Source organism: Microbispora sp. H10830 (assembly GCF_014161375.1).
Taxonomy (GTDB): Bacteria; Actinomycetota; Actinomycetes; order Streptosporangiales; family Streptosporangiaceae; genus Microbispora; species Microbispora catharanthi.
This window is the reverse complement of sequence record NZ_JABBWX010000002.1, coordinates 550188-575041: the sequence shown is the minus strand read 5'-3', so window position 1 is coordinate 575041 and position 24854 is coordinate 550188. Positions and strand designations below refer to the sequence as shown.

Here is a 24854-nt window from a genome sequence, read left to right as displayed (position 1 = left end):
CACCTCTTCTGGGCTTGGCCGGGATCTCCCCGCAGCTTACCGACCCTGCCGGACGGAGCCGAACGCGCTGCCCCACGCGTCGGCGGAAAGGGTCAGTTCCAGTGTCCCGCGGCGGCGGCCTCGGCGACGTAGTCCTCGAACCTCCTGGGCGGCCGGCCGAGGGCGTGTCCCACGCCGTCGGAGGGCGCGGCGCCCCGCCCGTCGCGGATGTTCACGAGGAGGCCGGTGAGCAGCCGCGCGACGTCGGACGGAACGCCGTTCGCGACCTGGCGCTCCACGAAGACCTCGGGATCGACGTCGACGTGCCGGATCGTACGCCCCGTGGCCCTGCCGATGAGGTCGGCCGCCTCTCCGAAGGCGACGGCCCGCGGGCCGGTCAGATAGTAGATCCGGCCGCTGTGGCGCTCGTCCGTCAGCGCCGCCGCCGCGACCTCGGCGATGTCCTCGGCGTCGACGAACGGGGTGCGTCCGTCGCCGGTGGGCAGGGCCAGGGTTCCGGCGAGGATCCCCTGCCGCCAGAAGGCCTCGCTGAAGTTCTGCGAGAACCAGTCGGGCCGCAGGAGGGTCCAGCCGACGCCCGACTCGCGCACGGCCTGCTCCGCGGACTTCAGAGGGTGATCGTCACCGGCCTCGCCCACGCCGTGGGCGGACAGCAGCACCAGCCGCCGCGCGCCCGCGGCCACCGCCTCGGCCACGAGAGCGGGGACGCGCGCCCGGCGGTCCAGGCCCGGCCGCAGGTCGGGCTCGACGATGTAGACGGCGGCGGCCCCGTCGAGCGCGGGAGCCCAGGTCTCCGGCCTGCCCAGATCGAAGGCGACGTCCCCGCCGGTGCGGGACGCCGCGCTCACCGGAATATCGGCGGCCCGCAGGTGCCGGACGACGCGGCGACCCGTTTTGCCGGTGCCGCCGAGAACGAGAATCTTCTCCATGCCTCCAGGAAACCGGGAGAAGCGCAGACGATCCATGGGAGAACGTCGTCTATCCATTTGTGATCGTCTACCGTGACGCCATGGACGTGCTGAGCGACCTGCTCCACCGGGCTCACGCCAGGAACGCTCTGGTCAGGCAGTTGATCCAGCGGCCACCGTGGGCGCTGGCCTTCACCGGTGCCCCTCCTCTCACCGTCGTGGCCGCGCTCGGCGGCCACGCGTCGGTCCGGCTCCACGACGCCGGCGTCGCCCCGGCGCGTCTGGCCCCCGGTGACATCGCCCTCATCGGCGGCGCACACGCGCACACGATCGCCGACAGTCCGGCCACCCCGCCGCAGGCCGTGATCCACGGGGGCAGGAAACACGTCGTCGGCGGAAGCGAGGGGACGGCCGGGGTGGGGGCGGCCGGGATGGGGGCGGCGGGCGTACAGCGGAGTCTGGGCCCGCGCACCTACGGCGATGGCCTGCCCGGGGCCACGATCATGCTCAGGGGCGCCTGCGAACTGCGCGGCGAGGCCGGCGTCCGGCTGCTGCGCATGCTGCCGCCGCTGGCGGTCGTGCCGTCCGGGCCGCGCACCCGGGCGGCCCTGGATCTGCTCGCCACCGAGGTCGCCCGCGACGAACCGGGCCAGGACGCCGTCCTCCACCGGCTGCTCGACCTCGTGCTCGTGCTGGCGTTGCGGGCCTGGTGCGCCGGGCCGGAGGCTCCGCTCCCCTCCTGGCACCGGGCGCTGGCCGATCCCGCCGTCGGCGAGGCGCTGCGCCTGCTGCACGACCGTCCCGCTCATCGGTGGACGGTCGCCGAGCTGGCCGCCGGGGTCGGCATGTCCCGCGCCGCCTTCGCCGCGCGCTTCAGGAGCCTGGTGGGCGAGCCCCCGCTCACCTACCTCACCGGCTGGCGGATGACCCTGGGAGCCGATCTGCTCGGCGACACCGATGCCACCGTCGCCGCCGTGGCCCGCGAGGTCGGCTACGAGGACGCGTTCGCCTTCAGCGTGGCGTTCAAGCGCGCCCACGGGGTCAGTCCCTCGGCCTGGCGCCGCCGAACGCGCTGAGCCCCTGCCCAAGGCGTACGGCGGCACTCAGAGGGTTCACTCAGGAGGTTCGGCGCCGCAGCGTGGCGGCGCCGAGCAGAAGGGCCAGCACGGCCGACCCCGCCACCACGACGACGTCGCGCCAGAACTCGCCGCCCGGGTCGGCGTCCGCGACCGCGTGCGCCATCGCCTCGATCGCGTACGACATGGGCAGCACGTCCGAGATCCATTCGAGCACGGTCGCCATCTGCCCGCGCGGCACGAGGATCCCCCCGAGCAGGATCTGGGGGAGCATGACGATCGGCATGAACTGCACGGCCTGGAACTCCGTACGGGCGAACGCGCTGCACAGCAGGCCGAGCGCGGTGCCGAGCAGGGCGTTGAGCAGGGCGACGAGCACCAGCGGCCACAGCGGGCCCGGCAGGTCCAGGCCCAGCCAGGTGAGGGAGACGGCCAGCGCCAGCGCCACCTGGGCACACGCCGCCAGCCCGAACGCGAGGCCATATCCGAGGAGGAGGTCGAGCCGGCCGAGCGGCATCGCCATGAGCCGCTCCAGCGTGCCCGACGTGCGCTCGCGCAGGGTCGCGATCGAGGTGATGAGGAACATCACCAGGAAGGGGAAGACGCACAGCAGGATCGGCGCCCAGCGGCCGAACGACCGCTCGTCGTCCATCACGTAATAGAGCAGGATCATCACCAGCGTCGGCACCAGGACCATCAGCGCGACCGTCCGCCGGTCGTGGCGGAGCTGGGTCGTGATCCGCCTCGCGGTGGCGAGGGTGATCGCGAAACTCACGCCGCCGCCCTCTCCTCGATCAGGCGCAGGAACGCCTCCTCCAGGTCGGTCGTGCCCGTGTGCGCACGCAGGGCGCCGGGGGTGTCGTCGGCGAGGATCTCCCCCTGGCGCAGCACGATCAGCCGCTCGCACCGCGCGGCCTCGTCCATGACGTGGCTGGAGACCAGGATCGTGGTGCCGCCCTCGGCCAGGCGGTGGAAGAGCGTCCACAGCTCCTGCCGCAGCACGGGGTCGAGCCCGACCGTCGGCTCGTCCAGCACGAGCAGTTCCGGACGGCCGAGCAGGGCCACGGCGAGCCCGGCGCGGCCCAGCTGGCCGCCGGAGAGCGTGGCTCCGAGCTGGTGGGCGGCGCCGGCGAGCCCCACCTCCGCCAGCACCCGCTCGGGGGCGTCCTTCCGCGCGCCGAGCACGGCGGCGAAGTAGCGCAGGTTCTCCAGCACGGTCAGGTCCCGGTAGACCGCCGGGCTCTGTGTCGAATAGCCGATCCTGCGGCGCAGGCCCGCACTCCCGGCCGGCTCGCCGAGCACCCTCACCTCCCCGCCGGACACGATCTGGACGCCCACGATCGCCCGCATGAGCGTCGTCTTGCCGCAGCCGCTCGGCCCGAGCAGGCCGGTGACCTGTCCTCGCGGCACCTCGAAGGTGAGGCCGTGCAGGACCTCCGCCCCGCCCCTGGCCACCCGCAGATCCCGTACGGCGATCGCGGGATCCGATAAATTCATCATGCGTTGAAATTAGCCTTCCGACGGGGGTGCGTCAACGCGCGGCCGGCCGGTCGAACCGGGGGCTCTTTACAGCCGTGTAAGGGGCATGAGAAAGCTCTGGCTCGTGGCCCTCCTCTTCCTGGCGGTCGCCTGCGGAGGGACCTCCTCCACCTCGGCATCACCCGAGCAGCCCGAGGGCTCCCCCTCCGGCGCCGGGGCCGATCACAGCTCACCCGCACCAGCCTCGCCGGCCGGCACGGCACCGTCCGGCGCGCCGTCTCCTGTGACCCCGGCCGGCCCCACCCTGAACCCGCGAAAGGTGCCGTGGGAGAGCGCCACCCCCACAGAGGACGGCAGGTCCCTCGACGTCGTGTGGTGGTCCGGAGTGGAGCCCTGCAACGTGCTCGACCGCGTCGAGGTCACCGAGACCGCGCGCGAGGTCACCGTCACCCTGTACGAGGGACAGGACCGGCGCTCGCCCGACGCCGTCTGCATCGCGATCGCGATCATGAAGACCACGAAGGTGCAGCTCAAGGCCCCCCTCGACGGGCGGAAGGTCGTGGACGGGGCGAAGTAGACGACGCCCCCGCCCGCAGGCCCCGCCCCGGACGAGGCAGACGGGACAGTTCACACAAGTTCGCGATGACGGGATGAAATCCGCGCGCTCCAGGGTTGAGCCCCATAGACTCAAGCTGTTTGACAGACCCCTCAGCGGGGCTAGTATTTGAGTCTGACCGACTCAACTTTGACTACAAGGACGTACTCATGGCACGTGCGGTAGGTATCGACCTGGGGACGACCAACTCCGTCGTCTCGATCCTCGAGGGCGGCGAGCCCACGGTCATCGCGAACGCCCAGGGCTCGCGGACCACGCCGTCCGTGGTCGCGTTCGCGAAGAACGGAGAGGTCCTCGTCGGCGAGGTCGCCAAGCGGCAGGCGGTGACCAACGTCGACAGGACCATCCGCTCGGTCAAGCGCCACATGGGCACGAACTGGTCGATCGAGATCGACGGCAAGAAGTTCACGCCCCAGCAGATCAGCGCGTTCGTCCTGCAGAAGCTCAAGCAGGACGCGGAGGCGTACCTGGGCGAGAAGATCACCGATGCGGTGATCACCGTCCCGGCGTACTTCAACGACGCCCAGCGGCAGGCCACCAAGGAGGCCGGCCAGATCGCGGGCCTCAACGTGCTGCGCATCATCAACGAGCCCACCTCCGCGGCCCTGGCCTACGGCCTCGACAAGGAGAAGGACCAGACCATCCTGGTCTTCGACCTCGGCGGCGGCACCTTCGACGTGTCCCTGCTCGACGTCGGTCAGGAGGACGGGCACGGGTTCGTCGAGGTCAAGGCCACCAGCGGTGACAACCACCTCGGCGGCGACGACTGGGACCAGCGGGTCGTCGACGAGCTGGTGACGCGCTTCAAGAACGCGCACGGCGTGGACCTGTCCAAGGACAAGATGGCCCTCCAGCGCCTGCGCGAGGCGGCCGAGAAGGCCAAGATCGAGCTGTCGGCCCAGACCGAGACCACGATCAACCTGCCCTACATCACCGCCTCCTCCGAGGGCCCGCTGCACCTGGAGGAGAAGCTGACCCGGGCGGAGTTCCAGCGGATCACCGCCGACCTGCTCGAGCGCTGCAAGGGCCCCTTCCACCAGGTCATCAAGGACGCGGGGATCAAGATCTCCGACATCGCCCACGTGGTCATGGTCGGCGGCTCCACCCGCATGCCGGCCGTGTCCGACCTCGTGAAGGAGCTGACCGGCGGCAAGGAGCCCAACAAGGGCGTGAACCCGGACGAGGTCGTCGCCATCGGCGCCGCGCTCCAGGCCGGTGTCCTCAAGGGCGAGGTCAAGGACGTCCTGCTGCTCGACGTCACCCCGCTCAGCCTGGGCATCGAGACCAAGGGCGGGATCTTCACCAAGATCATCGAGCGCAACACGACGATCCCGACCAAGCGCTCGGAGGTCTTCACCACGGCCGAGGACAACCAGCCGTCGGTGCAGATCCAGGTCTACCAGGGCGAGCGCGAGATCGCGGCGTACAACAAGAAGCTGGCCACCTTCGAGCTGACCGGCATCGCCCCGGCCCCGCGCGGCATCCCGCAGATCGAGGTCACCTTCGACATCGACGCCAACGGCATCGTGAACGTCTCGGCGAAGGACCTCGGCACGGGCAAGGAGCAGTCGATGACCATCACCGGCGGCTCGGCCCTGGGCAAGGAGGACATCGAGCGCATGATGCGCGAGGCGGAGTCCTACGCCGAGGACGACAAGCGGCGCCGCGAGGAGGCCGAGGTCCGCAACAACGCGGACGCGCTGGCCTACCAGACGGAGAAGTTCCTCCGCGAGAACGACGAGAAGGTCCCGGCCGACGTGAAGACCGAGGTCAACGACTCGCTCGCCGAGCTGAAGAAGGCGCTGGAGGGCACCGACATCCCCGCCATCCGCACCGCCGCAGAAACGCTCGCCACGGTCAGCCAGAAGATGGGCTCGGCCATCTACGCCCAGTCGCAGGCCGGCGCCGAGGGCGCCGCACCCGGCGCGGACGCGGAGGGCGCCCAGGCGAAGGCCGACGAGGACGTGGTCGAGGCTGAGATCGTCGACGACGAGCGGGAGGGCGGCCGCAAGTGAGCCCGCGTGAGAACGGCTCCGAGGAGGAGCCGGTGATCCGCGACAACCGCAAGATCGACCCGGAGACCGGCAAGGCCCGCGAGTCCGCCGAGGACGCGCCCGAGGGCGCCCTCGGAGACCAGGGCACGCAGACGGCGGCGGCGCCCGCCGAGGGGTCCGCGACGGACCTGCTCGCCGAGCGCACCGCCGATCTGCAGCGGCTCCAAGCGGAGTTCAGCAACTACCGCAAGCGGGTCGAGCGCGACCGGATCGCCGTCAGGGAGCAGGCCGTCGCGAGCGTGCTCACCGAGCTGCTGCCCGTGCTCGACGACATCGGCCGCGCCCGCGACCACGGCGAGCTCACCGGCGGCTTCGCGAAGGTGAGCGAGTCGCTGGAGGCGGCCGTCGGCAAGCTGGGCCTGACCGCGTACGGCACGAAGGGCGACCTCTTCGACCCGACCGTGCACGAGGCCCTGCTGCACAGCTACTCGGCGGAGGTGACCGAGCCGACGTGCGTCGAGATCCTCCAGCCGGGCTACCGGATCAACGAGCGGATCCTGCGCGCCGCCCGCGTGGCCGTCGCCGAGCCGAGCGAGGAGACGGCGGAGACGGCGGCCGGCTCCGGCGAGTCCGGCGGACCGGACGAGAACTGAAACCGCGGAGGTCTCTCCCGATCGGTGAAGATCGGGAGAGACCCGCGAGGGCACCCGCGACGACAGCCGCGGGAACACTGGATCACTCCCCTTTCGTGCGAAGGAAGCAATAGATGAGCACCAAGGACTACTTGGAAAAGGACTACTACGCCGTCCTTGGTGTGCCCAAGACCGCGAGCGCCGAGGAGATCAAGAAGGCGTACCGCAAGCTCGCCCGTCAGTACCACCCCGACGCCAACCCGGGGAACAAGGAGACCGAGGAGAAGTTCAAGGAGGTCTCCGAGGCGTACGACGTGCTCTCGGACGTCAAGCGGCGCAAGGAGTACGACGAGGCGCGCACGCTCTTCGGGTCGGGGCTCGGCGGCTACGCGGGCGCGGGCGGGACCCGGGCCGGCGGCGGCTTCAACTTCGACCTCGGCGACCTGTTCGGCGGCTCGGGGTCGGGCGAGCGGATAGGGGATCTGTTCGGGGGATTGTTCAACCGGGGCGGAGCGGGCACGCGCACGACCACTGCCCGGCCACGGCGCGGCCAGGACGTCGAGTCGGAGGTGACGCTCGCCTTCGGCGAGGCGGTCGACGGCACCACCGTGTCCCTCCGGCTCACCAGTTCGGCCGCCTGCACCGCCTGCGGCGGCACGGGGGCGAAGGCGGGCACCACCCCACGGGTCTGCCCGACCTGCGAGGGAACCGGGGCGGCCAGCCGCAACCTCGGCAACTTCGCCTTTTCCGAGCCGTGCCGCGACTGCCGCGGCCGGGGCCTGGTGGTCGACGACCCCTGCCCCGTCTGTGAAGGCAGCGGGCGCGGCAAGAGCACCCGTACGATCCAGGCCCGCATCCCGGCCGGGGTCGGCGACGGCCAGCGCATCAGGATCAAGGGCAAGGGCGCGCCCGGTGAGAACGGCGGCCCGGCCGGCGACCTCTATGTGCTGGTCCACGTCAAGCCGCACCCCGTGTTCGGGCGCAGCGGGGAGAACCTGACCGTCACGGTCCCCGTCACCTTCCCCGAGGCCGCGCTCGGCGCCGAGATCAAGGTGCCGACGCTCCGGGGGATGCCGGTGACCCTGCGCATCCCGGAGGGAACGCCCAACGGGCGGACGTTCCGGGTGCGCGGCCGGGGGGCCTCCCGCAAGGACGGCACGAAGGGCGACCTGCTGGTCACCGTCCAGGTCACGGTGCCCCAGAACCTCGACGACAAGGCCCGCGCGGCCCTCGAGGAGTTCAGGAACGCCACCGAGGGCCAGGACCTTCGCGAAGAGCTGATCAAGCAGGCCAGAAGCGAGTGAGCCGATGGATGCCAGTTTTTTCGACATCTCCGACGACACCCCCGTCTATGTGATCTCCGTAGCCGCCCAGCTGTCCGGGCTGCACCCGCAGACGCTCCGCCAGTACGACCGGCTCGGGCTCGTCAGCCCCGGCCGTACGGCGGGGCGGGGGCGGCTGTACTCGACCAGGGACATCGTGCTTCTGCGCGAGGTCCAGCGGCTCTCCCAGGAGCACGGCATCAACCTCGCCGGCATCAAGCGCATCCTCGAACTCGAAACCGAGAACATGCGCATGCGCGAGGAGGTCACCCGGCTCAGGGGTGAGCTCACGATGTTGCGGGCACTGGTCCGCTACGAACTGCCACCTGCCTGATCGGCGAAACGAGGCATTCACATATGGACTACAAGTTCACCCAGAAGAGCCAGGAGGCCCTGTCCGCGGCCGTCCGGCGCGCCGCGGCCGACGGCAACCCCGAGGTCGCGCCCGCGCACCTGCTGACGACCCTGCTGGGGCAGAACGGCGGCATCGCCGGGTCGCTGCTGCAGGCCGTCGGCGCGGACCCCCGGCAGCTGCGCGCCCAGGCCGAGGAACTGCTCGACCGGCTGCCGAAGGCGCAGGGCTCCACCGTGAGCGCGCCGTCCAGCTCCCGCCAGCTGCTGACCGTGCTCAACACCGCGGCGCAGCGGGCCAAGCAGCTCGAGGACGAGTACGTCTCGACCGAGCACCTGCTCGTCGGGCTCGCCACCGACGGCGGGCAGGTCGCCGACCTGCTGAAGGCCGCGGGCGCCACCCCGAGCGCGCTGCTGGAGGCGTTCGAGAAGGTCCGCGGGCATGCCAGGGTGACCAGCGAGACGCCCGAGGACACCTACCAGGCGCTGGAGAAGTACGGCGTCGACCTCACCGAGGCGGCGAGGGCGGGCAAGCTCGACCCTGTGATCGGTCGCGACGGCGAGATCCGCCGGGTCGTCCAGGTGCTGTCGCGCCGCACCAAGAACAACCCCGTGCTGATCGGCGAGCCCGGCGTCGGCAAGACCGCCGTGGTCGAGGGCCTCGCCCAGCGAATCGTCGCGGGCGACGTGCCCGAGAGCCTGCGCAACAAGCGCCTGGTCGCGCTCGACCTCGGCGCGATGGTCGCGGGCGCGAAATACCGCGGCGAGTTCGAGGAGCGCCTCAAGGCCGTGCTCACCGAGATCAAGGAGAGCAACGGCCAGATCGTGACGTTCATCGACGAGCTGCACACGATGGTCGGCGCGGGCGCGGCCGAGGGCGCGATGGACGCGGGCAACATGCTCAAGCCCATGCTGGCCCGCGGCGAGCTGCGCATGATCGGCGCCACCACGCTCGACGAGTACCGCGAGCGCATCGAGAAGGACCCGGCCCTGGAGCGGCGGTTCCAGCAGGTCTACGTCGGCGAGCCCACCGTCGAGGACACGATCGCGATCCTGCGCGGGCTCAAGGGCCGATACGAGGCCCACCACCAGGTGCAGATCTCCGACAGCGCCCTGGTCGCCGCCGCGACGCTCTCCGACCGCTACATCACGGCGCGCTTCCTTCCTGACAAGGCGATCGACCTGGTGGACGAGTCGATGTCGCGGCTGCGCATGGAGATCGACTCGCGGCCGGTGGAGATCGACCAGCTCCAGCGGAGCGTGGACCGCCTGAAGATGGAGGAGCTCGCGCTCGCCAAGGAGACCGACGAGGCCAGCCGGCAGCGCCTGGAGAAGCTCCGCGAGGAGCTGGCCAACCGCCAGGAGGACCTCAACGCCCTGGTCAGCCGGTGGGAGCGGGAGAAGGCCGGCCTCAACAAGGTCGGTGAGCTGAAGAAGCAGCTCGACGAGGCGCGCGGCGCGGCCGAACGGGCCCAGCGCGACGGCGACTTCGAGGCCGCGTCGCGGCTCATGTACGGCGACGTCCCCCGCCTGGAGAAGGAGCTCGACGAGGCCACCAAGGCCGCCGAGACCGCGGAGGCCGAGGCCGAGCCGATGGTGAAGGAGGAGGTCGGCCCGGACGACATCGCCGAGGTCATCTCCTCGTGGACCGGCATCCCCGCCGGGCGGCTGCTGGAGGGCGAGACCGCCAAGCTGCTGCGGATGGAGGACGAGCTGGGTGAGCGCCTGATCGGCCAGCGCCAGGCCGTCCAGGCCGTCTCCGACGCCGTACGGCGTGCCCGGGCCGGCATCGCCGACCCCGACCGGCCGACCGGCTCGTTCCTCTTCCTCGGCCCGACCGGTGTCGGCAAGACCGAGCTGGCCAAGGCGCTCGCCGAGTTCCTGTTCGACGACGAGCGGGCCATGACCCGCATCGACATGAGCGAGTACAGCGAGAAGCACAGCGTGGCCCGTCTGGTCGGCGCGCCGCCCGGCTACGTCGGCTACGAGGAGGGCGGCCAGCTCACCGAGGCCGTGCGGCGCAGGCCGTACACCGTGGTGCTGCTCGACGAGATCGAGAAGGCCCATCCCGAGGTCTTCGACATCCTGCTGCAGGTGCTCGACGACGGCCGGCTCACCGACGGGCAGGGCCGCACGGTCGACTTCCGCAACACGATCCTGATCCTCACCTCGAACATCGGCTCGCAGTTTCTCGTGGACCCCACGATGGAGAACGAGGCCAAGCGCGAGGCGGTGATGAACGCGGTGCGGGCGTCGTTCAAGCCCGAGTTCCTCAACCGGCTCGACGACATCATCGTGTTCGACGCGCTGGGCACCGAGGAGCTGTCGCAGATCGTGGACCTGCAGGTCGCCCGGCTCGCGCGGCGCCTGTCGGACCGGCGGCTGAAGCTGACCGTCACGCCCGCCGCCCGCGACTGGCTCGCGCTGACCGGCTACGACCCGCTGTACGGCGCGCGTCCGCTGCGCCGCCTGATCCAGTCGGCCATCGGCGACAAGCTCGCCAAGGAGCTGCTGTCGGGGGCCATCAGGGACGGCGACGAGGTAATCGTGGACTTTGACGAGGCAGGTGACACGCTGACGATTCAGCCCGCTCGGTAAGGTCTTCCCCACCATTGGGGCAAGCGCGCCCCGCTCTTTCCCCTCGCTGCTACGTTCGGCGTTCGTCGGACTACCGTACGCGATCAGGGGGACGTGGATGTCCAGGACATCACGAAGTATTCGAGGGCGGTGCGTTGCGCTTGCGGCCGTCACTGCCGGAGTGAGCTGGCTGACCGGGGGCCCGGCGATGGCGAAGGACGGCGCGCTCGCCGACGCCTGCCGGGCCCAAAGCCACGACATCACCGGCCGCGACGTCACCGGCCATGACGTCACCGGCCGCGACCTCACGGGAGGACTGACCACCCTTCCGGCGGCGGGCGTGCTGAGCATCGCCGACGCGGCCGGAGCGGCCGCCGGGCAGGGGCGCAACTCGCTTCCCACCGGCTCCGCCATGGTCGCCCGGACCGTCCCGGGGCCCGCGGCGCTGCCGGCCGTGCCAGGCCCCCGTACGCTGCCGGGCACGATGCCCAGTACGGCAACAGGTGCGGCACCCGGCGCGGCCAAGGCCGCCCCCGCCGTTCCCGGCGGCACGACGGCACTGCCCGCACCGGCGGGCGCGAAGACGCTTCCCGCCGACGCCGCGACCCTCTCGGCGCCCGCGAAGGCGGTCTCCGCCCCGGTGCACAACGCCGTGGCGGGCGCCACGGCCGTCTCCGAACCGCGCCGCGCGCCCGCCGTTCCTGCGGCGGACGCCAAAACCCTGTTCCCGGCCAGGAGCACCGTGCCCCTCCTCGCCGCCGCACCCGCCAAGCCCGGCGCCGCGAACGCCTGCGCGCCCCAGGCGCTGCGGACCGCGCCGGCCGCCCAGGAGCGGGAGCACCCCGTCGCGCAGGGGCATCAGAAGAAGAGCCACCGGCATCCCAAGCCGCAGGACGAGCAGGCGGGCTCGGCGTCCCGGGGCGACTCCGCCCAGGGCGCGGTGCCGCAGAAGCCGGGCGCGCAGAAGCCAGGAGCACAGAAGCCGGAGGCGCAGAACTCGGGAGCGCAGAAGCCGGGCGCGCAGAAGCCGGAGGCGCGGAACCAGGGCACACAGGGTGCTTTCGCACCCCAGGGCGAGTTCCACAGCACCAGTTCGCAGAGCGGTGCTTCGGGCCAGAAGCAGAGCACGCAGACCTTCCCGGTGAAGGACCGCCGCCACCGCAAGGCGCACCACCCCCACAAGCAGCCCGGGGTCGTGGCGCCCGCCCAGGCCGCCGACCAGAGTGCCAAGCAGAGTGCCGACCAGGCGGCCCCGCAGGCGGGTCAGGCCGGCCGGCCCATGACCGGCACGCGCAACGCCTCCCTGCCGGAGGGTGAGCGCAAGAAGGGGGCCAAGGACAAGCGTCAGCGGAACGACGACGCGCGCGGGCGAGGGACCGCCGCGGCCGTGCAGCCCGACGCAGCGGACGGCCGGCACGTGCCGCGGCTGCAGCCGCGCGAGTACCCCAAGGCGGCCTCGCGCCAGCAGAACGGTGACATCACCGCCCCGGCCGCCCTCACCAAGGCGACGGGCACGCGCGCGGTGACCGATTTCGCCACCGCGACCGGCAAGAAACTCCTGCCGTAACCCTCCATCCGCCATACGAGGCGCAAGGACGGCGGCCTTGCGGCCGACGGCCCGGGTTCGGCGACCGGGCCGCACGAGGAGCGAGTCCGCCGGGCGGGGAGAGAGGCGAGCACCGGCCGGGACGGCCTGCACCGGCCGGCCGGGGTGATCGGCGTCGCCCCGGCTCCCCCGCGGCTCCCATCCGGCCTCGTCCGCCGGAACACAGAAGACAGCGAAACCGAAGACAACGTGACCAAGGGGCCGTGATCCACGGCCCCTTTTTCCATGCCCTCACACCACCTGACCGGGTGAGGCCCTCAAGCCGTATCCGGGGTGCCGAGAGGACTCAGCGGGAAACGTCGAGGAGGGCGTCGAGGTCGTCCTCCGGCAGGCCGAGATCGACCCGGATGCGGTAGCGAGTGCGCAGCAGCGAGTCGCGGATGCCCGACCCCGTCGCGCCGCAGGCGCGGATGCCGTCGGTGGCCCACTCGTGCGCCGCGTCGAGGTCGCCGTACGCCACGAGTGTCTCGGCGACGGTCAGCGCGGTGGACGGGTTCCAGTCCCCTGACCTGACCGCGGCGATCAACGCCCTGGCCTCCTCGGGCCGGTCGAGTTCGAACAGCGTGTCGGCGATGCCCGCACGCGGGTCCACCGGCACCTCCCCGCCGTCCTCCAGAGCGCTCTGGTAACGGTCGAGGGCGGTCGCGGGCTGACCGGCCTGGCGCCACTCCTCCGCGGCGAGCACGAGGATCGCCGCCCTGGACATCTCTCCCGACTCGTACCCCTGGGCCAGCGCGTCGAGGCGGCGGGCGAGGGCACCGTGGTCATCGAGCAGCAGGGCCTGTTCGAGCAGTCGGTCCACCTGCTCATTTGTCACATGTGCCACAGAGCCGAGGCTACCGATCCCGGCCTGTTTTCGCAGGACAACACCAGGCATTGCCGAAGCAACAGTTAGTACACGTTTGGCTACTATGCGCTTTTCTCGGCAGATAGTCGGGCATATCGCAGCATGCCTGTGCCAATCGAAGCTCGGCGAGGAGCGTTACAGCATGTCCAAGCGGGTGATACTGACTCTCGCCTCCACAACAGTGCTCGCCGCCGTGGTTCCGGGTTTCGCCGGCTTCGTCACGGCCCAGTACGAGGCGCTCGACCAGGCCCGCGCCGAACTGGCCCGGCTGCAGGCCAAGCTGCAGATGATGGAGCTGAGGGTCGAGCCGGCGGCGACTCTGCGATGCCGCGCCGGCGCGACCGGGAAGAGACAGCCGAGCCTGACGGACGAGGACGACACGCGGGAGCTGACGATACCGCCGCGCACCCGCACCAGGTCCTGGCAGAACACCGCCTACGTCCAGGGCACCGCCACACCGGGGCTGTGGCCCTCGATCGGCGTCCCCCGCGGCGTACCCGGCCCGCAGGCGCCGGGCGATCCCCGCCGCCCGCACGAGTGAGCCGCCTCCGAGTGAGCCGCCCCGCGGATAAGCCCGCACGGATAAGCCCGCACGAACACCGCCGCCCGCCGCGAGCCGCTCCGCCCGCCTCCGGCGGGGGTGGATGCCCTGCCCGCCTGCCGCAACACCCGCGCCACGAGGGCGCGCGTCGTCACCCGCGCCGCGAGACGGCCGAGGCGAGCTGGCGGGACAGATATCCGCGGACGAGCTGTTTGGCTTCGGCCACGATTCCGGGGTCGCCGTTCGGGTCGTGCCGGAAGGCGAGCTTCAGCACCGCGTCCCCGGCCTCCACGGCGACGAGAATGGCACGATCCAAATCCTCACTGTCCGCCAGCCCGAATTCGGCGAACAGCAGCGCGCGCAGCCGTCCGGCGATCACGGTGTTGTTGTCGGCCACGGAGTCGAGGAGGTCGAGATCGAAGACCTCGCCGAAGTGCAGCGAGCGGAACCCGGGCACACTGCGGTGCATCTCGACGTACTCGTCGATGATGGCGTCGACGGCGTCCCACCAGCCGGCGTAGTCCTCGACCATGAAGCGACGCCCGACCCGCGCGACGAACAACTCGACGTTGCGCCGCGTCAGGGCCTGGCTGAGCGCCCGCTTGTCCGGGAAGAACTGGTAGACCGAGCCGATCGCCACCCCGGCCCGCTCGGCCACCCGGGTGGTCGTCAGCGCGTCGTACCCTCCCTCGTCGAGCAGCTCGGCGCAGGCGTCGAGCATCCGCTCCACTCTGCGGGCGCTGCGACGCTGCGAAGGACGCCGCCGCAGCGGCTCATCGGGATGCGGCGAGCGCGGTGACATTCCCTCACCACCCCCACGGACCCATTTCTCGGCGGCGGCACAGGTCTCTACGGCAGCACAGTGCTCGACGGCGACAGCGGGGCCGCCTGCTTCCCTCACGTACCGGCTGGACACCCACCCATCTTGCCTGTTTCACGCGCCGTGGTCAGCGCTTATCGACCAGTCGTCTGATTTGCGGCAAGAATCCCCTCGCACCGCCGTCAGGAGTCGGCGGGTGCGGCCGACAGGCCGGTGCAGCCGCGCAGCGCGCGGTACGCGCCGAGCGCCTGCTGCTTGGCGCCGCCCGTCACGGGAATCGGCACGCCGCCGTTGATCCGGGCGGGGGTCCACTGGTCCTTGAGCACCTTCCTGCCGTTGATCGTCAGGGTGAGCACGCCGGTCGTCCCGGTGTCCGGGCCCCAGTTGTAGAAGGCGAAGTTGCCCAGGCCGTACTGGACGTACGCCGGACCGGAGTAGCCGCCGCCCAGCAGGATGTGCGCGTGGCTGCCCACGACCACGTCGGCTCCCGCGGCCACGAGCTTGCCCGCCAGGCTCCGCTGCACCGGGGTCGGGCACTTGACCAGCTCGGCGCCCCAGTGCAGGAAGACGATGACGGTGTCGGAGTTCTTGCGGGCCTGCCGTACGGCACGAATGAGACGGGGCTCGTTCTTCGCCGACGCGAGCCCGCCCTTGTCCCCGGCCGCCGTCCACGGCTGGATGAACTGCTCGTCCATCACCTGGGTCGCACCGATGATCGACACCCGGTTGCCGTTGACCGTCCTGCGGAAGGGCCGGTATGCCTCGGTCTCGTCCGCGCCGATGCCGACGACGGGGAACTTCGAGGACTTGATCGCGGCGAGCGTGTCCCGGAGGCCGCTCTCCATGTAGTCCATGCCGTGGTTGTTGGCCATGTTGACGACGTCCACTCCGGCGGCCTTGAGCGCGGTGAACGCGGTGGCGGGCGCCCGGAAGGTGAACTGCTTGCCCGGCGCGGGCGTACCGGCGGTGGTGATGGCCGTCTCGAGGTTGAGCGCGGTGAGGTTGGATTTGCGCAGCACGGCGGCGATCGGGCCGAGCGCCGTACGGGGGTCGGCGTTGAGCCGGTTGCGCAGGACGCCCTCGAAGTGCACGTCGCCCGCGAAGGAGATCGTGAAGGGCCGCCGCTGCGGCTTGGGAGACGGCGTCGCGGTCTTGACCTCCGGTTGCGACGCACCGGGAACGGGCTCGCTCTCCGCCGGGCTGCACCCCGCGACGAGAAGGGGAGCCGCGAGGAGGGCGAACAGGGACAGGGCGAGGGGCTGACGTCTCACGGCACCCGAGCATGCCATCTTCCGCCGGCATCCGGGGAGCCCGTGGGAGATCCTGGGGCAAATAACTGGGAGAGTTCCTTTACTTGAGCCATTCAAGTTTGTTGCTAACGTAGGGGCTGTGGACGACGCCGGGCGCCTTCGCCAGGCCGGACTGAGGGTGACCGCGGCCCGGCTGGCGATCATGCAGACCGTGAGCGGAGGCGACCACCTCGACGTGGAAGCCATCCATCGCGGTGTGTGCGAACGCGTCGGCCAGGTGTCCCTGCAAGCCGTCTACGACTCGCTGAACGCGTTGCAGCGCGGCGGACTGCTCCGCCGCATCGAGCCCGCGGGCAGCCCGACGCGGTACGAGACGCGGGTGGGCGACAACCACCACCACCTCGTCTGCCGCAGTTGCGGAAGAGTCACGGACGTCGACTGCGCGGTGGGGCACGCGCCCTGCCTGGAGCCGGCGTCTGACGCCGGCTACCTGGTGGACGAGGCGGACGTCATCTACTGGGGCCTGTGCCCCCCGTGCCGGGCCGAGGCCGGCAGCGCCCAGCCCGACTCCGCCCACGTCTGAGTCTCGCGTCCCTGCTTTCCGCTGCTTTCCGCACGCAGGTTCCATGAAGTGACCCCGGAGGACGGCCCCATGACCGACAGGCCCATCACCACCACCGACGCCGGGATTCCCGCTCCCAGCGACGAGTTCTCGCTGTCCGTCGGCCCCAACGGCCCGCTTCTGCTGCAGGACCACTACCTGATCCAGAAGATGGCCCACTTCAACCGGGAGCGGGTCCCCGAGCGCGTGGTGCACGCCAAGGGCGGCGGCGCGTACGGCGTGCTGCGGATCACCGAGGACGTCAGCCGGTACACCAGGGCCAAGCTGTTCCAGAAGGGCGAGGAGACCGCGCTCTTCCTGCGGTTCTCGACCGTCGCCGGCGAGCTGGGCAGCGCCGACACCGTACGCGACCCCCGCGGCTTCGCGATCAAGTTCTACACCGAGGACGGCAACTACGACATCGTCGGCAACAACACGCCGATCTTCTTCATCCGCGACCCGTCGAAGTTCTCCGACTTCATCCATTCGCAGAAGCGCCGCGCCGACACCCACACACACGACCACAACATGCAGTGGGACTTCTGGACGCTGTCGCCCGAGTCGGCCCACCAGGTGTCGTTCCTCATGACCGACCGCGGCACGCCGCGCTCATGGCGGCACATGCACGGCTTCGGGTCGCACACCTTCCTCTGGTACAACGCCGCGGGCGAGAAGTTCTGGGTCAAGTACCACTTCAAGACCGAGCAGGGCATCGAGAACCTCACCGACGCCGAGGCCAGGGCGCTGGTGGCGGAGGACCCGGACTTCCACCTCCGCGACCTGCACACCGCCATCAGGAACGGCGACCACCCGGCGTGGAAGGTCAACATCCAGATCATGCCGTTCGAGGACGCGGCGGACTACCGGTTCAACCCGTTCGGCCTCACCAAGGTCTGGCCGCACTCCGACTACCCGGAGATCGCCATCGGCCGGTTCGTGCTGAACCGCAACCCGGAGAACTACTTCGCCGAGGTCGAGCAGGCGGGCTTCGAGCCGGCGAACCTGGTGCCGGGCGTCGGACCCTCTCCCGACAAGATGCTCCAGGGCCGCCTGTTCTCCTACCCGGACGCACACCGCTACCGCATCGGGCCGAACTACCTGCAGCTTCCGGTCAACGCGCCGAAGGTGCCGGTGCACAGCTACAACCGCGACGGCCAGATGCGCTACCGCAACCCGGGCGACCCGGTCTACGCGCCGAACAGCGTCAACGGCCCCGCGGCCGACCCGTCGCTCTACAAGGGCGAGAACTACCAGGTCACCGGTGAGATCATCCGGAGCGCCCACGTCAGGCACCGCGAGGACGACGACTACGTCCAGCCGCGCGCGCTGTGGGAGAACGTGCTCTCGGACGTCGACCGCGACCACATGGTGAGCAACATCGTCGGCCACGCCTCGGCTCCCGAGGTCACCGCCGACATGAAGAAGCGCGTGGTCGACTACTGGACCAACATCCACAAGGACCTCGGCCAGCGCGTCGCGCAGGGGCTCGGCGTCGCCTGACCCCCTTCCCCTCACGTACGGCTCGCGCCCCTTTCCGGGCGCGGGCCGTACGCGCGTCCGCGACCGTCGTCACGAGCGCTCTGCAGGCGCCGTTTTCCGAGGTCGAGATATCCGGCCGGACTCGCCTCGCGGAAGGCCGACTCGCCAAAGGCCGGACTCGCTGAAGGTCGAACTCGTTAAAGGTCGAACTCGCCGTCCTTAACGCCACCGATGAAGGCGTCCCATTCCGCGGAGGTGAAGACGAGAGCGGGACCGTCCTGGTTCTTGCTGTCGCGCACACCCACGTGGCCGTCGGGCAGTACGGCCACTTCCACACACTGGCAGTTGTTAGAGCTCCGGCTGCTCTTCCACCAGACGGCGCCGGACAGGTCACTCGAGTTCATGGACAATGTTTTTCTCCCCCCGGAAAGCATGTCGCGCGGGTTTCCGAGGCGGTCTAGAGCTGGCTAACGCCAGTGACGGACAGTTTTCTCCAAGAACCGGCGGGAGTCGTCCACGTCGAGGGCCTTCGTCTCCAGGTAGTCGAATGCCACCTCGTACCGGTAGACGATCGCCTCGTCCTCCACCAGACGCCCGCCCAGGAGTGCCTCCAGGTACACGACGTCGTGGAACTCGGGCACCTTGAGGTGGCAGAACGCCCCGGTGTTGATCGGATGGTCCGCGTCGAGCGGCAGGATCCGCAACTCGACGTTCGGCAGCTCTGACACCTCGATCAACCGCCTGAGCTGTTCCCGCATCACCTCGTGGTCGCCGAACCGGCGCAGCAGGACCGACTCCTCCAGAACGGCCGAGATGGCCAGCGGGCTCTCCGCCCTGAGAACCGCCTGCTGGCGCGCCATCCGGACCTCGATCCGGCTGCGGACGCCGCCCGGCGCCTCAAGGGTGCTCCGTTGTCCGCTCTCCATCATGGCTCGGACGTACGCCTCTGTCTGGAACAGACCCGGCACCACCTGGGGTTCCCAGTCGCGTGCCGCCGTGGCCTCGGCCTCCAGGCCAAGGAACGTCGTGTATTCCTTGGGCAGGGAGTCGCGGTAATCCTCCCACCAGCCCTTCCGGGTCGCGTCCCGGTGCAGGGCGAGCAGCTCTTGGCGTTGGCGGGAATCTACCATGTAGATCACCAAAAGTGCCTCAACATCGCTCGTGCGAGGCGAGGTGCGCGCCGTCTCGATTCTGCTGATCTTCGCTGCCGACCAGCCGAGCCGGGCGGCGACCTGGTCGCCCGTCAGATCGGCGCGCTCGCGTAACCGGCGCAGTTCCTGCCCCAGCCGACGGCGGCGGACGGTGGGACTGCCGTGCTCGGGCACCCCTGCCGACCTCCTTCATCCGGTGAATCCGGTGGTTGCGGTGGACGCACGGATGGTGGGCGCGCCCTGGCGGATCGGGCGCGCGGATGAGGGGCGCCCTGTTCGAAGATTACCGCGCCCGCTCGTGCAACTTGCACCGTAATTTGCAGCGTATCCGCACAAGATTCTTGCGGATTTCTTTTCGTCAAGTATTGCAGGGCATTGCGTCCTGAGTCACGATCGATGCGGGAAGGGTCTTTCGGAGTGTGGGGGCGCCGGCGGTCGCCGGCGAAATACTCCGAGACCCGCTTCCCCATCCGGGGCACGCGCCCGGCGAGGGGCGCCGGCCGCTTCGGGTGCGCGTGAAAACGGGAGGCATCCGGGCCAGCGGGATTTCGACATTCGGCGGGCGTCGCGGCGCTCGCATCGCACAGCGAACACCGAATAGGCCGTTCCGGGGATGGGACGCGCCTCCGTATGACGAATTCAGGACGACAAGATCTCCGCTTGGCACCCCTCCGAAAGGAGTCTCCTGGTGAATCCCCCCGGTGCCGCCTGGTTATCACTGATCAAAATCCGGATGACGATGGCCGACCTGGCGCTGTGCGCCGACCAGGACAGGTGGGCGCGCGAACTGAAATGGACCGTGAGCCGCACCGGCTTCGGCGCCCGCCACTACCGCGACCCCCGCTTCGACCTCGTACGCGAACTGGAGGAGGTCGGCCGCCTCTTCACCGTCTGACGCCCATTCCACCGTCCGACACCCTCTTCACCTTCTGACGCTCCGCGAGAACCTCAAAGGTCCGCCATGATCCCGGGGGCGGGTCAAGGACCACCACGTGCTGGACAGCCCTCCGGTCACCGTGACCGCATACGACAAGGCGGGACGCGTCGCCGGCCGGGAGAAGGGCGTGCGTTTCATGGACCTGACGGCGCCCGGCCGAGCATCCGCTACGAGCTGATCGTGACCGGTTAGGCTTGCGCGCGTGACGACCGCGCTCATCCACGAACGGCTCCAGTCCCAGCTCGCCTTCCACATGGAGATCGACAAGCTGAAGCGCGTCATCCGCCGGAACACGCTGCTGGACGGATCGCGCCGCGAAAACGACGCCGAGCACTCCTGGCATCTGGCCATGATGGCGATGACGCTGGCCGAGCACGCGCCCCCGGGAACCGACATGTCCAGGGTGGTCGCGATGCTGCTCGTCCACGACATCGTGGAGGTCGACGCCGGCGACACCTTCATCTACGACCCGGTCGCGGTCGAGGGGCAGGCCGCCCTCGAACGCGCGGCGGCCGACCGGATCTTCGGGCTGCTCCCGGAGGACCAGGGGGCGCGGCTGCGCGGCCTGTGGGACGAGTTCGAGGAGCGGCGCACACCGGAGGCGAGGTTCGCTAAGGCGCTCGACCGGCTCGCGCCGATCATCGCCAACCACCACAACGAGGGCGGCACCTGGTCGCTCTACAAGGTGACGGCCGGCCAGGTCATGGAGAAGGTGCGGCTCGTCGAGGAGGGGTCTCCCACGCTCGGTGAGTACGCCGCGGAGCTGGTCGCCAGCTCGGTCGCCCGGGGTCATCTGGCGCCCTGATCGGGAACCTGCCGGCCCGAAACTCGCATATACCGTCTCATGCCTGTCCATGTTCACACCTGTGACGCGGGGGTACGTGATCCCCTGTTAGGGGGCGAGACATGGAAGAGACGACCAGGCCGCGTGCGGGCCGTACGGCACGGAGGGTCCCTTCGGCAGAGCTCCTCGACGGGCTCGAGCGGGCCACCGTGCTCGACCGGCCGATCACCGTCATATCCAAGAAGGTGCGCCGCAGACTCGGCCCGGGCAAGCTGCGAGACGTCCTGCACGGCGTGCCCATGGGACACCCGCTGCACCCGGCGCTCGCCGTGACGACCTTCGGCTGCTGGCTGTCGGCGAGCGTGGTGGACATGACCAACACGGGCTCACGCGCGGCGCGGACGCTGATCCTGGCGGGACTGGGCACCGCCGTTCCCACAGTGGCGGCCGGCCTCACCGACTGGTCCACCCTGCACCGCGAACAGCAGCGCGTGGGCCTGGTGCACGCCATGACGAACGCCGCCGCGGCGCTCTGCTACACGGGCTCTCTCTTCTTACGGGTGACGGGACGTGAACGCGCCGGGCGCATGCTGGCGTACGCGGGACTCGCGGCGGCCTCCGCGGGTGCGCACCTCGGCAGCCACATGTCCTATCGCCAGGCCGCCGGGGCCAACCACGCGGAGTCGGTCAGCCACCTCATGCCGCTCGGCTGGCACGACCTGTGCGCGCTCAAGGACCTGCCCAACGGGCGGCCGGTCCGGAGGCGGCTCGGCTACATCGACCTTTTCGTCCTGCGCCTCGGCGACGACGTGAGCGTGCTCGCGGACAACTGCTCCCACCTCGCCGGCCCTCTCCACCAAGGGCGGGTCGCCATGGAGGAAGGCCAGGCCTGCATCGTCTGCCCGTGGCACGGCAGCGCCTTCCGCATCTCCGACGGCCGGGTCATGCACGGTCCCGCGACGTCGCGCCAGCCGGCCTTCCAGACCCGGCTGCGGCAGGACGGCGTCATCCAGGTCCGTCCCGCGGAGTGATCCCACAGCGACTCACCACGGCGACTCACCACGGCGACTCACCGCGGCGGCGCGTTCCGCGCCCGGGCCCGGGTCATCCGGTGTCCGGGCCGCGGTCGTCGGCGGGATGTTCGACCAGCGCGAGCACGCGGTTGGACATGAACCTCGCGGTGCGGACGGGAGTGCCCGCCCGCGTGACCTCGGTGACCTCGACCACTCCGCGGCCCGTCGTGATCTCGATCCGGCGGCCCGCCCTGGTCGCGACCACCTCGTAGGTGCGCGGGGTGCCCCCCGCATCGATGACGATCTCCACCCGGTCGCCCTTCACAAGGGCAGACATACCCTTTCAGGACACCAGCTTCACTATCGCCACGATTCCCACGACAACAATGAATCCCCGCAGCAAGGGTGCGGGCAGCCGGCGGCCCAGGCGGGCGCCGAGGAAGCCGCCGACGGCCGAGCCGAGCGCGACCATCAGCACGGCGGCCCAGTCCACCGGCGCGATGAACGCGAACAGCACCGCGGCCGTGGCGTTGACCAGCAGCGACAGCAGGTTCTTCGCCGCGTTCACCCGTTGCAGGTCCTCGTCGAGGAAGCTGCCGAGCAGGCCGATCAGCACGATTCCCTGGGCGGCGCCGAAGTAGCCGCCGTACATGCCCGCGCCCAGGACGCCCAGCCACAGCCACGGCCCGCCGTGCGGGTGCGGCCTGCGCCGTACGGCCAGCCACTCGTTGATCCTCGGCTGGAACACCACGAGGAGGCAGGCCACCGCGATGAGCACCGGGACGATGACCTTGAACGCCTCGGCGGGCAGGCGCAGGAGCAGCACCCCGCCGGCGAGCGAGCCGATCACGGACGCGACGCCGAGCCGGAGCAGCCGCTCGCGCTGCCCCTTCAGCTCGGCACGGTAGCCGAGCACTCCGGTCACGCCGCCGGGCACGAGGCCGACGTTGTTGGACACGTTCGCGACGATCGGCGGGAAGCCGACGGCCAGCATCGTCGGGAACGTGATGAGCGAACCCGATCCCACGACGGCGTTGATGGCCCCGGCCCCGACACCGGCCGCGAAGACCGCGGCCGCCTCCCACGGCGTCACTCGCACCTCTCCCTGTTTACCTGCCTCGCTTCGCTCGGCTGCTCGGGGCGCTTTGAGGCCGTGTCTTCCCTCGTCGCGCTTGGTCGCTTCGCTCCCGCGCGCTCCTCAGTCCAGAACACGGCGCGCCCCTCGCTGTACGGCTATCCGCCAAGGGTAGGCGCCGGGCTCCGCGTGGAGGTCAGAGGGGACGGGCGTACCAGCGGCCCTCCTGGCCGCGGTCGAGATGCAGCGGCACGCCGAAGGTCGCGGACAGGTTCTCCGGCGTCATCACCGAGTCGATCGGCCCCTGGTCGACCACCGAGCCGTGCCGCAGCAGCAGCACGTGGGTGAACCCGGCCGGGATCTCCTCGACGTGGTGGGTGACCAGCACCATCGTGGGCGACTTCGGGTCCCGGGCCAGCGCGCCGAGGCGGCGTACGAGGTCCTCGCGGCCCGCGACGTCGAGCCCGGCGGCGGGCTCGTCGAGCAGCAGCAGTTCGGGGTCCGGCATGAGCGCCCGGGCGATCTGCACCCGCTTGCGCTCGCCCTCCGACAGCGTGCCGAAGCGCCGCCGGATCAGGTGGGCGCAGCCGAGCTGGTCGATGAGCTCGACCGCCCGGGTGACGTCGTGGGAGTCGTACTCCTCCGTCCACCGGCCCAGGATCGCGTACGACGCGGTGAGCACGAGGTCGATGACCTTCTCCTCCGGCGGGATGCGCTCCGACAGGGCCGCGCTGGCCAGGCCGATCCGGGGCCGCAGGTCGAACACGTCCGTCTGGCCGAGCCGCTCGCCGAGGATCTCCACCGAGCCCTCGGACGGGAACAGCAGCGATGCGGCCACCTGGAGCAGCGTCGTCTTCCCCGCGCCGTTGGGCCCGATCACCACCCAGCGCTCGTCTTCCCGGACGCTCCAGTCGATGCCGCGCAGCAGGGCGGCGCCGTCCCTGCGGACGGCCACGTCCTGAAGCTGAAGCACCTGACCGCCCATGTGGGCCCCCTCCCGTGGTTCGCTGAGATAAAACTATGGCAGTCCGACCACATATCGTGGATCGGGTGCGCATCGATTCACCGATCTCCGCCACGCTCGTCGCCTGGGGCAATGCCTGGCTCGGGGGACACGTGAGTCTGGAGCACGCCCTCGACCGCGTCGAGCGCGAGGCCGGGCCCCAGGTGGTGGCGGCGGATGACGTCGAGACCCCCTTGCTCGCCTACCTCGTCGACCGGCGGATCGAAGGCCTCGGCGCGTTCCGGCTGGCCCTGCCGGTGCCCGGCGACCCGCTCGGGCTCACCGGCCCGCCCGCCTTCAACGGCGCCGCGATCGACGCGGGCCAGGCCGTCGTGGCCGTGCTGTCCGGCCGGTGCCTCGGTCTCGTGCCGTCCGCCGACAGGCGCGGCTCGTCGTACTCCGGAATCCGCTGGACCGTGACCGAGGCGTCGGCCGTCCCGCCCGACGTGCCGTCGCTGGCCGAGGCGGAGCAGGCGCTGCGGACCGCCATGATGGCCGCCACCGAGGCGCTGCTGGGCGTGGGCGGCCCGGCGCAGGGCTTCCCGGCGCCGGACACGCTCGACCGCGCGGGCGAGGCCCTCGCCCCCGGCTATCCCGGCAGGGCGCACCGGGTCGGCGCCCTCGCCGCCCGGCTGTCGGCCGCGCTCCGCCTCGCCGACGAGCGGGGGCTCACCTCCGGGCAGGTCGCCGCACGCGGGCAGGTCCTGCGCGACCTCGACCGCGCCGTACGGCGGGCCAGGGTGGCCGCACACAACGCGATCGTGGAGTCCCAGGTCTGACGTGCGCCCGGAC

Annotated in this window: 26 protein-coding genes; 15 read left to right on the top strand and 11 right to left on the bottom strand. The window is 70.7% G+C overall.

Annotated elements, in window-relative coordinates; genetic code table 11:
* Positions 1–92: 92 nt before the first annotated feature.
* The gene (locus tag HHX35_RS07445; RefSeq protein ID WP_182898113.1) at positions 93–929 is read right to left on the bottom strand and encodes an NAD(P)H-binding protein; all 837 of its coding nucleotides are present in this window, start codon (positions 927–929) and stop codon (positions 93–95) included.
* 80 nt (positions 930–1009) lie between these two features.
* On the opposite strand from HHX35_RS07445, the gene HHX35_RS07440 reads away from it, so the two are divergent.
* On the top strand, positions 1010–1984 hold the full coding sequence (locus HHX35_RS07440; RefSeq protein ID WP_182898112.1) for an AraC family transcriptional regulator: 975 nt from the start codon (positions 1010–1012) through the stop codon (positions 1982–1984).
* Between the two features lie 40 nt (positions 1985–2024).
* On the opposite strand, the gene HHX35_RS07435 is transcribed toward HHX35_RS07440, so the two are convergent.
* On the bottom strand, positions 2025–2759 hold the full coding sequence (locus HHX35_RS07435) for an ABC transporter permease (RefSeq protein ID WP_182898111.1): 735 nt from the start codon (positions 2757–2759) through the stop codon (positions 2025–2027).
* On the bottom strand, positions 2756–3484 hold the full coding sequence (locus HHX35_RS07430; protein WP_259404831.1) for an ABC transporter ATP-binding protein: 729 nt from the start codon (positions 3482–3484) through the stop codon (positions 2756–2758). Before HHX35_RS07430 ends, HHX35_RS07435 begins: the two co-directional genes overlap by 4 nt.
* A gap of 85 nt (positions 3485–3569) precedes the next feature.
* Between HHX35_RS07430 and HHX35_RS07425 the strand changes: the two genes are divergently transcribed.
* The 7 genes from HHX35_RS07425 to HHX35_RS07395 all read left to right on the top strand — a co-directional run bounded on the left by HHX35_RS07425 (position 3570) and on the right by HHX35_RS07395 (position 12522).
* Positions 3570–4040, top strand: coding sequence for a hypothetical protein (locus tag HHX35_RS07425; protein ID WP_182898110.1), 471 nt, complete (start codon positions 3570–3572; stop codon positions 4038–4040).
* Positions 4041–4228: 188 nt separating this feature from the next.
* Complete coding sequence (gene dnaK, locus HHX35_RS07420) at positions 4229–6094, top strand: molecular chaperone DnaK (protein WP_139574045.1); 1866 nt, start codon at positions 4229–4231, stop codon at positions 6092–6094.
* Positions 6091–6726 carry a nucleotide exchange factor GrpE gene (grpE, locus tag HHX35_RS07415; protein WP_182898109.1) on the top strand — a complete coding sequence of 212 codons (636 nt, stop codon included), beginning with the start codon at positions 6091–6093 and terminating at the stop codon, positions 6724–6726. The genes dnaK and grpE overlap by 4 nt, the downstream gene beginning before the upstream one ends.
* Before the next feature lie 113 nt (positions 6727–6839).
* Positions 6840–8009 (top strand): molecular chaperone DnaJ, encoded by a 1170-nt coding sequence (dnaJ, locus tag HHX35_RS07410; RefSeq protein WP_139574043.1) that lies wholly within the window; start codon positions 6840–6842, stop codon positions 8007–8009.
* A gap of 4 nt (positions 8010–8013) precedes the next feature.
* Entirely contained in the window at positions 8014–8361 is a 348-nt protein-coding gene (locus tag HHX35_RS07405) for a heat shock protein transcriptional repressor HspR (protein ID WP_139574042.1), read from the top strand.
* A 23-nt stretch (positions 8362–8384) separates the two neighbouring features.
* The gene (gene clpB, locus HHX35_RS07400; protein WP_182898108.1) at positions 8385–10976 is read left to right on the top strand and encodes an ATP-dependent chaperone ClpB; all 2592 of its coding nucleotides are present in this window, start codon (positions 8385–8387) and stop codon (positions 10974–10976) included.
* A gap of 160 nt (positions 10977–11136) precedes the next feature.
* Positions 11137–12522: a hypothetical protein gene (locus HHX35_RS07395; RefSeq protein ID WP_182898107.1), complete on the top strand. Its 1386-nt coding sequence runs from the start codon at positions 11137–11139 to the stop codon at positions 12520–12522.
* Positions 12523–12847: 325 nt separating this feature from the next.
* Here the strand turns inward: HHX35_RS07395 and HHX35_RS07390 are convergent, their stop codons facing one another.
* Positions 12848–13387, bottom strand: coding sequence for a tetratricopeptide repeat protein (locus HHX35_RS07390; RefSeq protein ID WP_310738942.1), 540 nt, complete (start codon positions 13385–13387; stop codon positions 12848–12850).
* Between the two features lie 163 nt (positions 13388–13550).
* Here HHX35_RS07390 and HHX35_RS07385 point away from each other — a divergent pair, with 163 nt between their 5' ends.
* Entirely contained in the window at positions 13551–13949 is a 399-nt protein-coding gene (locus HHX35_RS07385) for a hypothetical protein (protein WP_182898106.1), read from the top strand.
* Between the two features lie 151 nt (positions 13950–14100).
* On the opposite strand, the gene HHX35_RS07380 is transcribed toward HHX35_RS07385, so the two are convergent.
* Positions 14101–14751, bottom strand: a complete 651-nt coding sequence (locus HHX35_RS07380) for a TetR family transcriptional regulator (RefSeq protein WP_139574038.1) — start codon at positions 14749–14751, stop codon at positions 14101–14103.
* Positions 14752–14951: 200 nt separating this feature from the next.
* A complete protein-coding gene (locus HHX35_RS07375) occupies positions 14952–16040 on the bottom strand; it encodes a CapA family protein (RefSeq protein ID WP_310738940.1) in 1089 nt (362 codons plus the stop codon).
* A gap of 118 nt (positions 16041–16158) precedes the next feature.
* On the opposite strand from HHX35_RS07375, the gene HHX35_RS07370 reads away from it, so the two are divergent.
* Positions 16159–16602, top strand: a complete 444-nt coding sequence (locus HHX35_RS07370; RefSeq protein ID WP_139574036.1) for a Fur family transcriptional regulator — start codon at positions 16159–16161, stop codon at positions 16600–16602.
* A 69-nt stretch (positions 16603–16671) separates the two neighbouring features.
* Complete coding sequence (locus HHX35_RS07365; protein ID WP_182898104.1) at positions 16672–18120, top strand: catalase; 1449 nt, start codon at positions 16672–16674, stop codon at positions 18118–18120.
* A 176-nt stretch (positions 18121–18296) separates the two neighbouring features.
* Here the strand turns inward: HHX35_RS07365 and HHX35_RS07360 are convergent, their stop codons facing one another.
* Positions 18297–18503: a DUF397 domain-containing protein gene (locus HHX35_RS07360; protein WP_182898103.1), complete on the bottom strand. Its 207-nt coding sequence runs from the start codon at positions 18501–18503 to the stop codon at positions 18297–18299.
* Positions 18504–18566: 63 nt separating this feature from the next.
* A complete protein-coding gene (locus HHX35_RS07355) occupies positions 18567–19424 on the bottom strand; it encodes a helix-turn-helix transcriptional regulator (protein ID WP_139574032.1) in 858 nt (285 codons plus the stop codon).
* A gap of 514 nt (positions 19425–19938) precedes the next feature.
* Here HHX35_RS07355 and HHX35_RS07350 point away from each other — a divergent pair.
* The 3 genes from HHX35_RS07350 (at position 19939) to HHX35_RS07340 (ending at position 22002) form a co-directional block, all read left to right on the top strand.
* Positions 19939–20145, top strand: a complete 207-nt coding sequence (locus HHX35_RS07350) for a hypothetical protein (protein ID WP_182898102.1) — start codon at positions 19939–19941, stop codon at positions 20143–20145.
* 295 nt (positions 20146–20440) lie between these two features.
* Entirely contained in the window at positions 20441–20992 is a 552-nt protein-coding gene (locus HHX35_RS07345; RefSeq protein ID WP_182898434.1) for an HD family hydrolase, read from the top strand.
* A 101-nt stretch (positions 20993–21093) separates the two neighbouring features.
* The gene (locus HHX35_RS07340) at positions 21094–22002 is read left to right on the top strand and encodes a Rieske (2Fe-2S) protein (RefSeq protein WP_139574030.1); all 909 of its coding nucleotides are present in this window, start codon (positions 21094–21096) and stop codon (positions 22000–22002) included.
* Between the two features lie 73 nt (positions 22003–22075).
* Here HHX35_RS07340 and HHX35_RS07335 read toward each other — a convergent pair whose 3' ends face one another.
* The 3 genes from HHX35_RS07335 to HHX35_RS07325 all read right to left on the bottom strand — a co-directional run bounded on the left by HHX35_RS07335 (position 22076) and on the right by HHX35_RS07325 (position 24044).
* Complete coding sequence (locus tag HHX35_RS07335; protein WP_205830246.1) at positions 22076–22321, bottom strand: hypothetical protein; 246 nt, start codon at positions 22319–22321, stop codon at positions 22076–22078.
* Positions 22322–22327: 6 nt separating this feature from the next.
* Positions 22328–23077 (bottom strand): sulfite exporter TauE/SafE family protein, encoded by a 750-nt coding sequence (locus tag HHX35_RS07330; RefSeq protein WP_182898433.1) that lies wholly within the window; start codon positions 23075–23077, stop codon positions 22328–22330.
* A gap of 178 nt (positions 23078–23255) precedes the next feature.
* On the bottom strand, positions 23256–24044 hold the full coding sequence (locus HHX35_RS07325; RefSeq protein ID WP_182898101.1) for an ABC transporter ATP-binding protein: 789 nt from the start codon (positions 24042–24044) through the stop codon (positions 23256–23258).
* Positions 24045–24115: 71 nt separating this feature from the next.
* Between HHX35_RS07325 and HHX35_RS07320 the strand changes: the two genes are divergently transcribed.
* Positions 24116–24841 (top strand): hypothetical protein, encoded by a 726-nt coding sequence (locus HHX35_RS07320; RefSeq protein ID WP_396779923.1) that lies wholly within the window; start codon positions 24116–24118, stop codon positions 24839–24841.
* Positions 24842–24854: the final 13 nt, after the last annotated feature.

Coding starts and splice junctions, on each gene's coding strand:
- HHX35_RS07445 (WP_182898113.1), bottom strand. CDS start 929: ATGGAGAAGATTCTCGTTCTCGGCGGCACCGGCAAAACGGGTCGCCGC.
- HHX35_RS07440 (WP_182898112.1), top strand. CDS start 1,010: ATGGACGTGCTGAGCGACCTGCTCCACCGGGCTCACGCCAGGAACGCT.
- HHX35_RS07430 (WP_259404831.1), bottom strand. CDS start 3,484: ATGATGAATTTATCGGATCCCGCGATCGCCGTACGGGATCTGCGGGTG.
- HHX35_RS07425 (WP_182898110.1), top strand. CDS start 3,570: ATGAGAAAGCTCTGGCTCGTGGCCCTCCTCTTCCTGGCGGTCGCCTGC.
- dnaK (WP_139574045.1), top strand. CDS start 4,229: ATGGCACGTGCGGTAGGTATCGACCTGGGGACGACCAACTCCGTCGTC.
- dnaJ (WP_139574043.1), top strand. CDS start 6,840: ATGAGCACCAAGGACTACTTGGAAAAGGACTACTACGCCGTCCTTGGT.
- HHX35_RS07405 (WP_139574042.1), top strand. CDS start 8,014: ATGGATGCCAGTTTTTTCGACATCTCCGACGACACCCCCGTCTATGTG.
- clpB (WP_182898108.1), top strand. CDS start 8,385: ATGGACTACAAGTTCACCCAGAAGAGCCAGGAGGCCCTGTCCGCGGCC.
- HHX35_RS07385 (WP_182898106.1), top strand. CDS start 13,551: ATGTCCAAGCGGGTGATACTGACTCTCGCCTCCACAACAGTGCTCGCC.
- HHX35_RS07380 (WP_139574038.1), bottom strand. CDS start 14,751: ATGTCACCGCGCTCGCCGCATCCCGATGAGCCGCTGCGGCGGCGTCCT.
- HHX35_RS07365 (WP_182898104.1), top strand. CDS start 16,672: ATGACCGACAGGCCCATCACCACCACCGACGCCGGGATTCCCGCTCCC.
- HHX35_RS07360 (WP_182898103.1), bottom strand. CDS start 18,503: ATGAACTCGAGTGACCTGTCCGGCGCCGTCTGGTGGAAGAGCAGCCGG.
- HHX35_RS07345 (WP_182898434.1), top strand. CDS start 20,441: ATGGAGATCGACAAGCTGAAGCGCGTCATCCGCCGGAACACGCTGCTG.
- HHX35_RS07340 (WP_139574030.1), top strand. CDS start 21,094: ATGGAAGAGACGACCAGGCCGCGTGCGGGCCGTACGGCACGGAGGGTC.
- HHX35_RS07335 (WP_205830246.1), bottom strand. CDS start 22,321: ATGTCTGCCCTTGTGAAGGGCGACCGGGTGGAGATCGTCATCGATGCG.
- HHX35_RS07325 (WP_182898101.1), bottom strand. CDS start 24,044: ATGGGCGGTCAGGTGCTTCAGCTTCAGGACGTGGCCGTCCGCAGGGAC.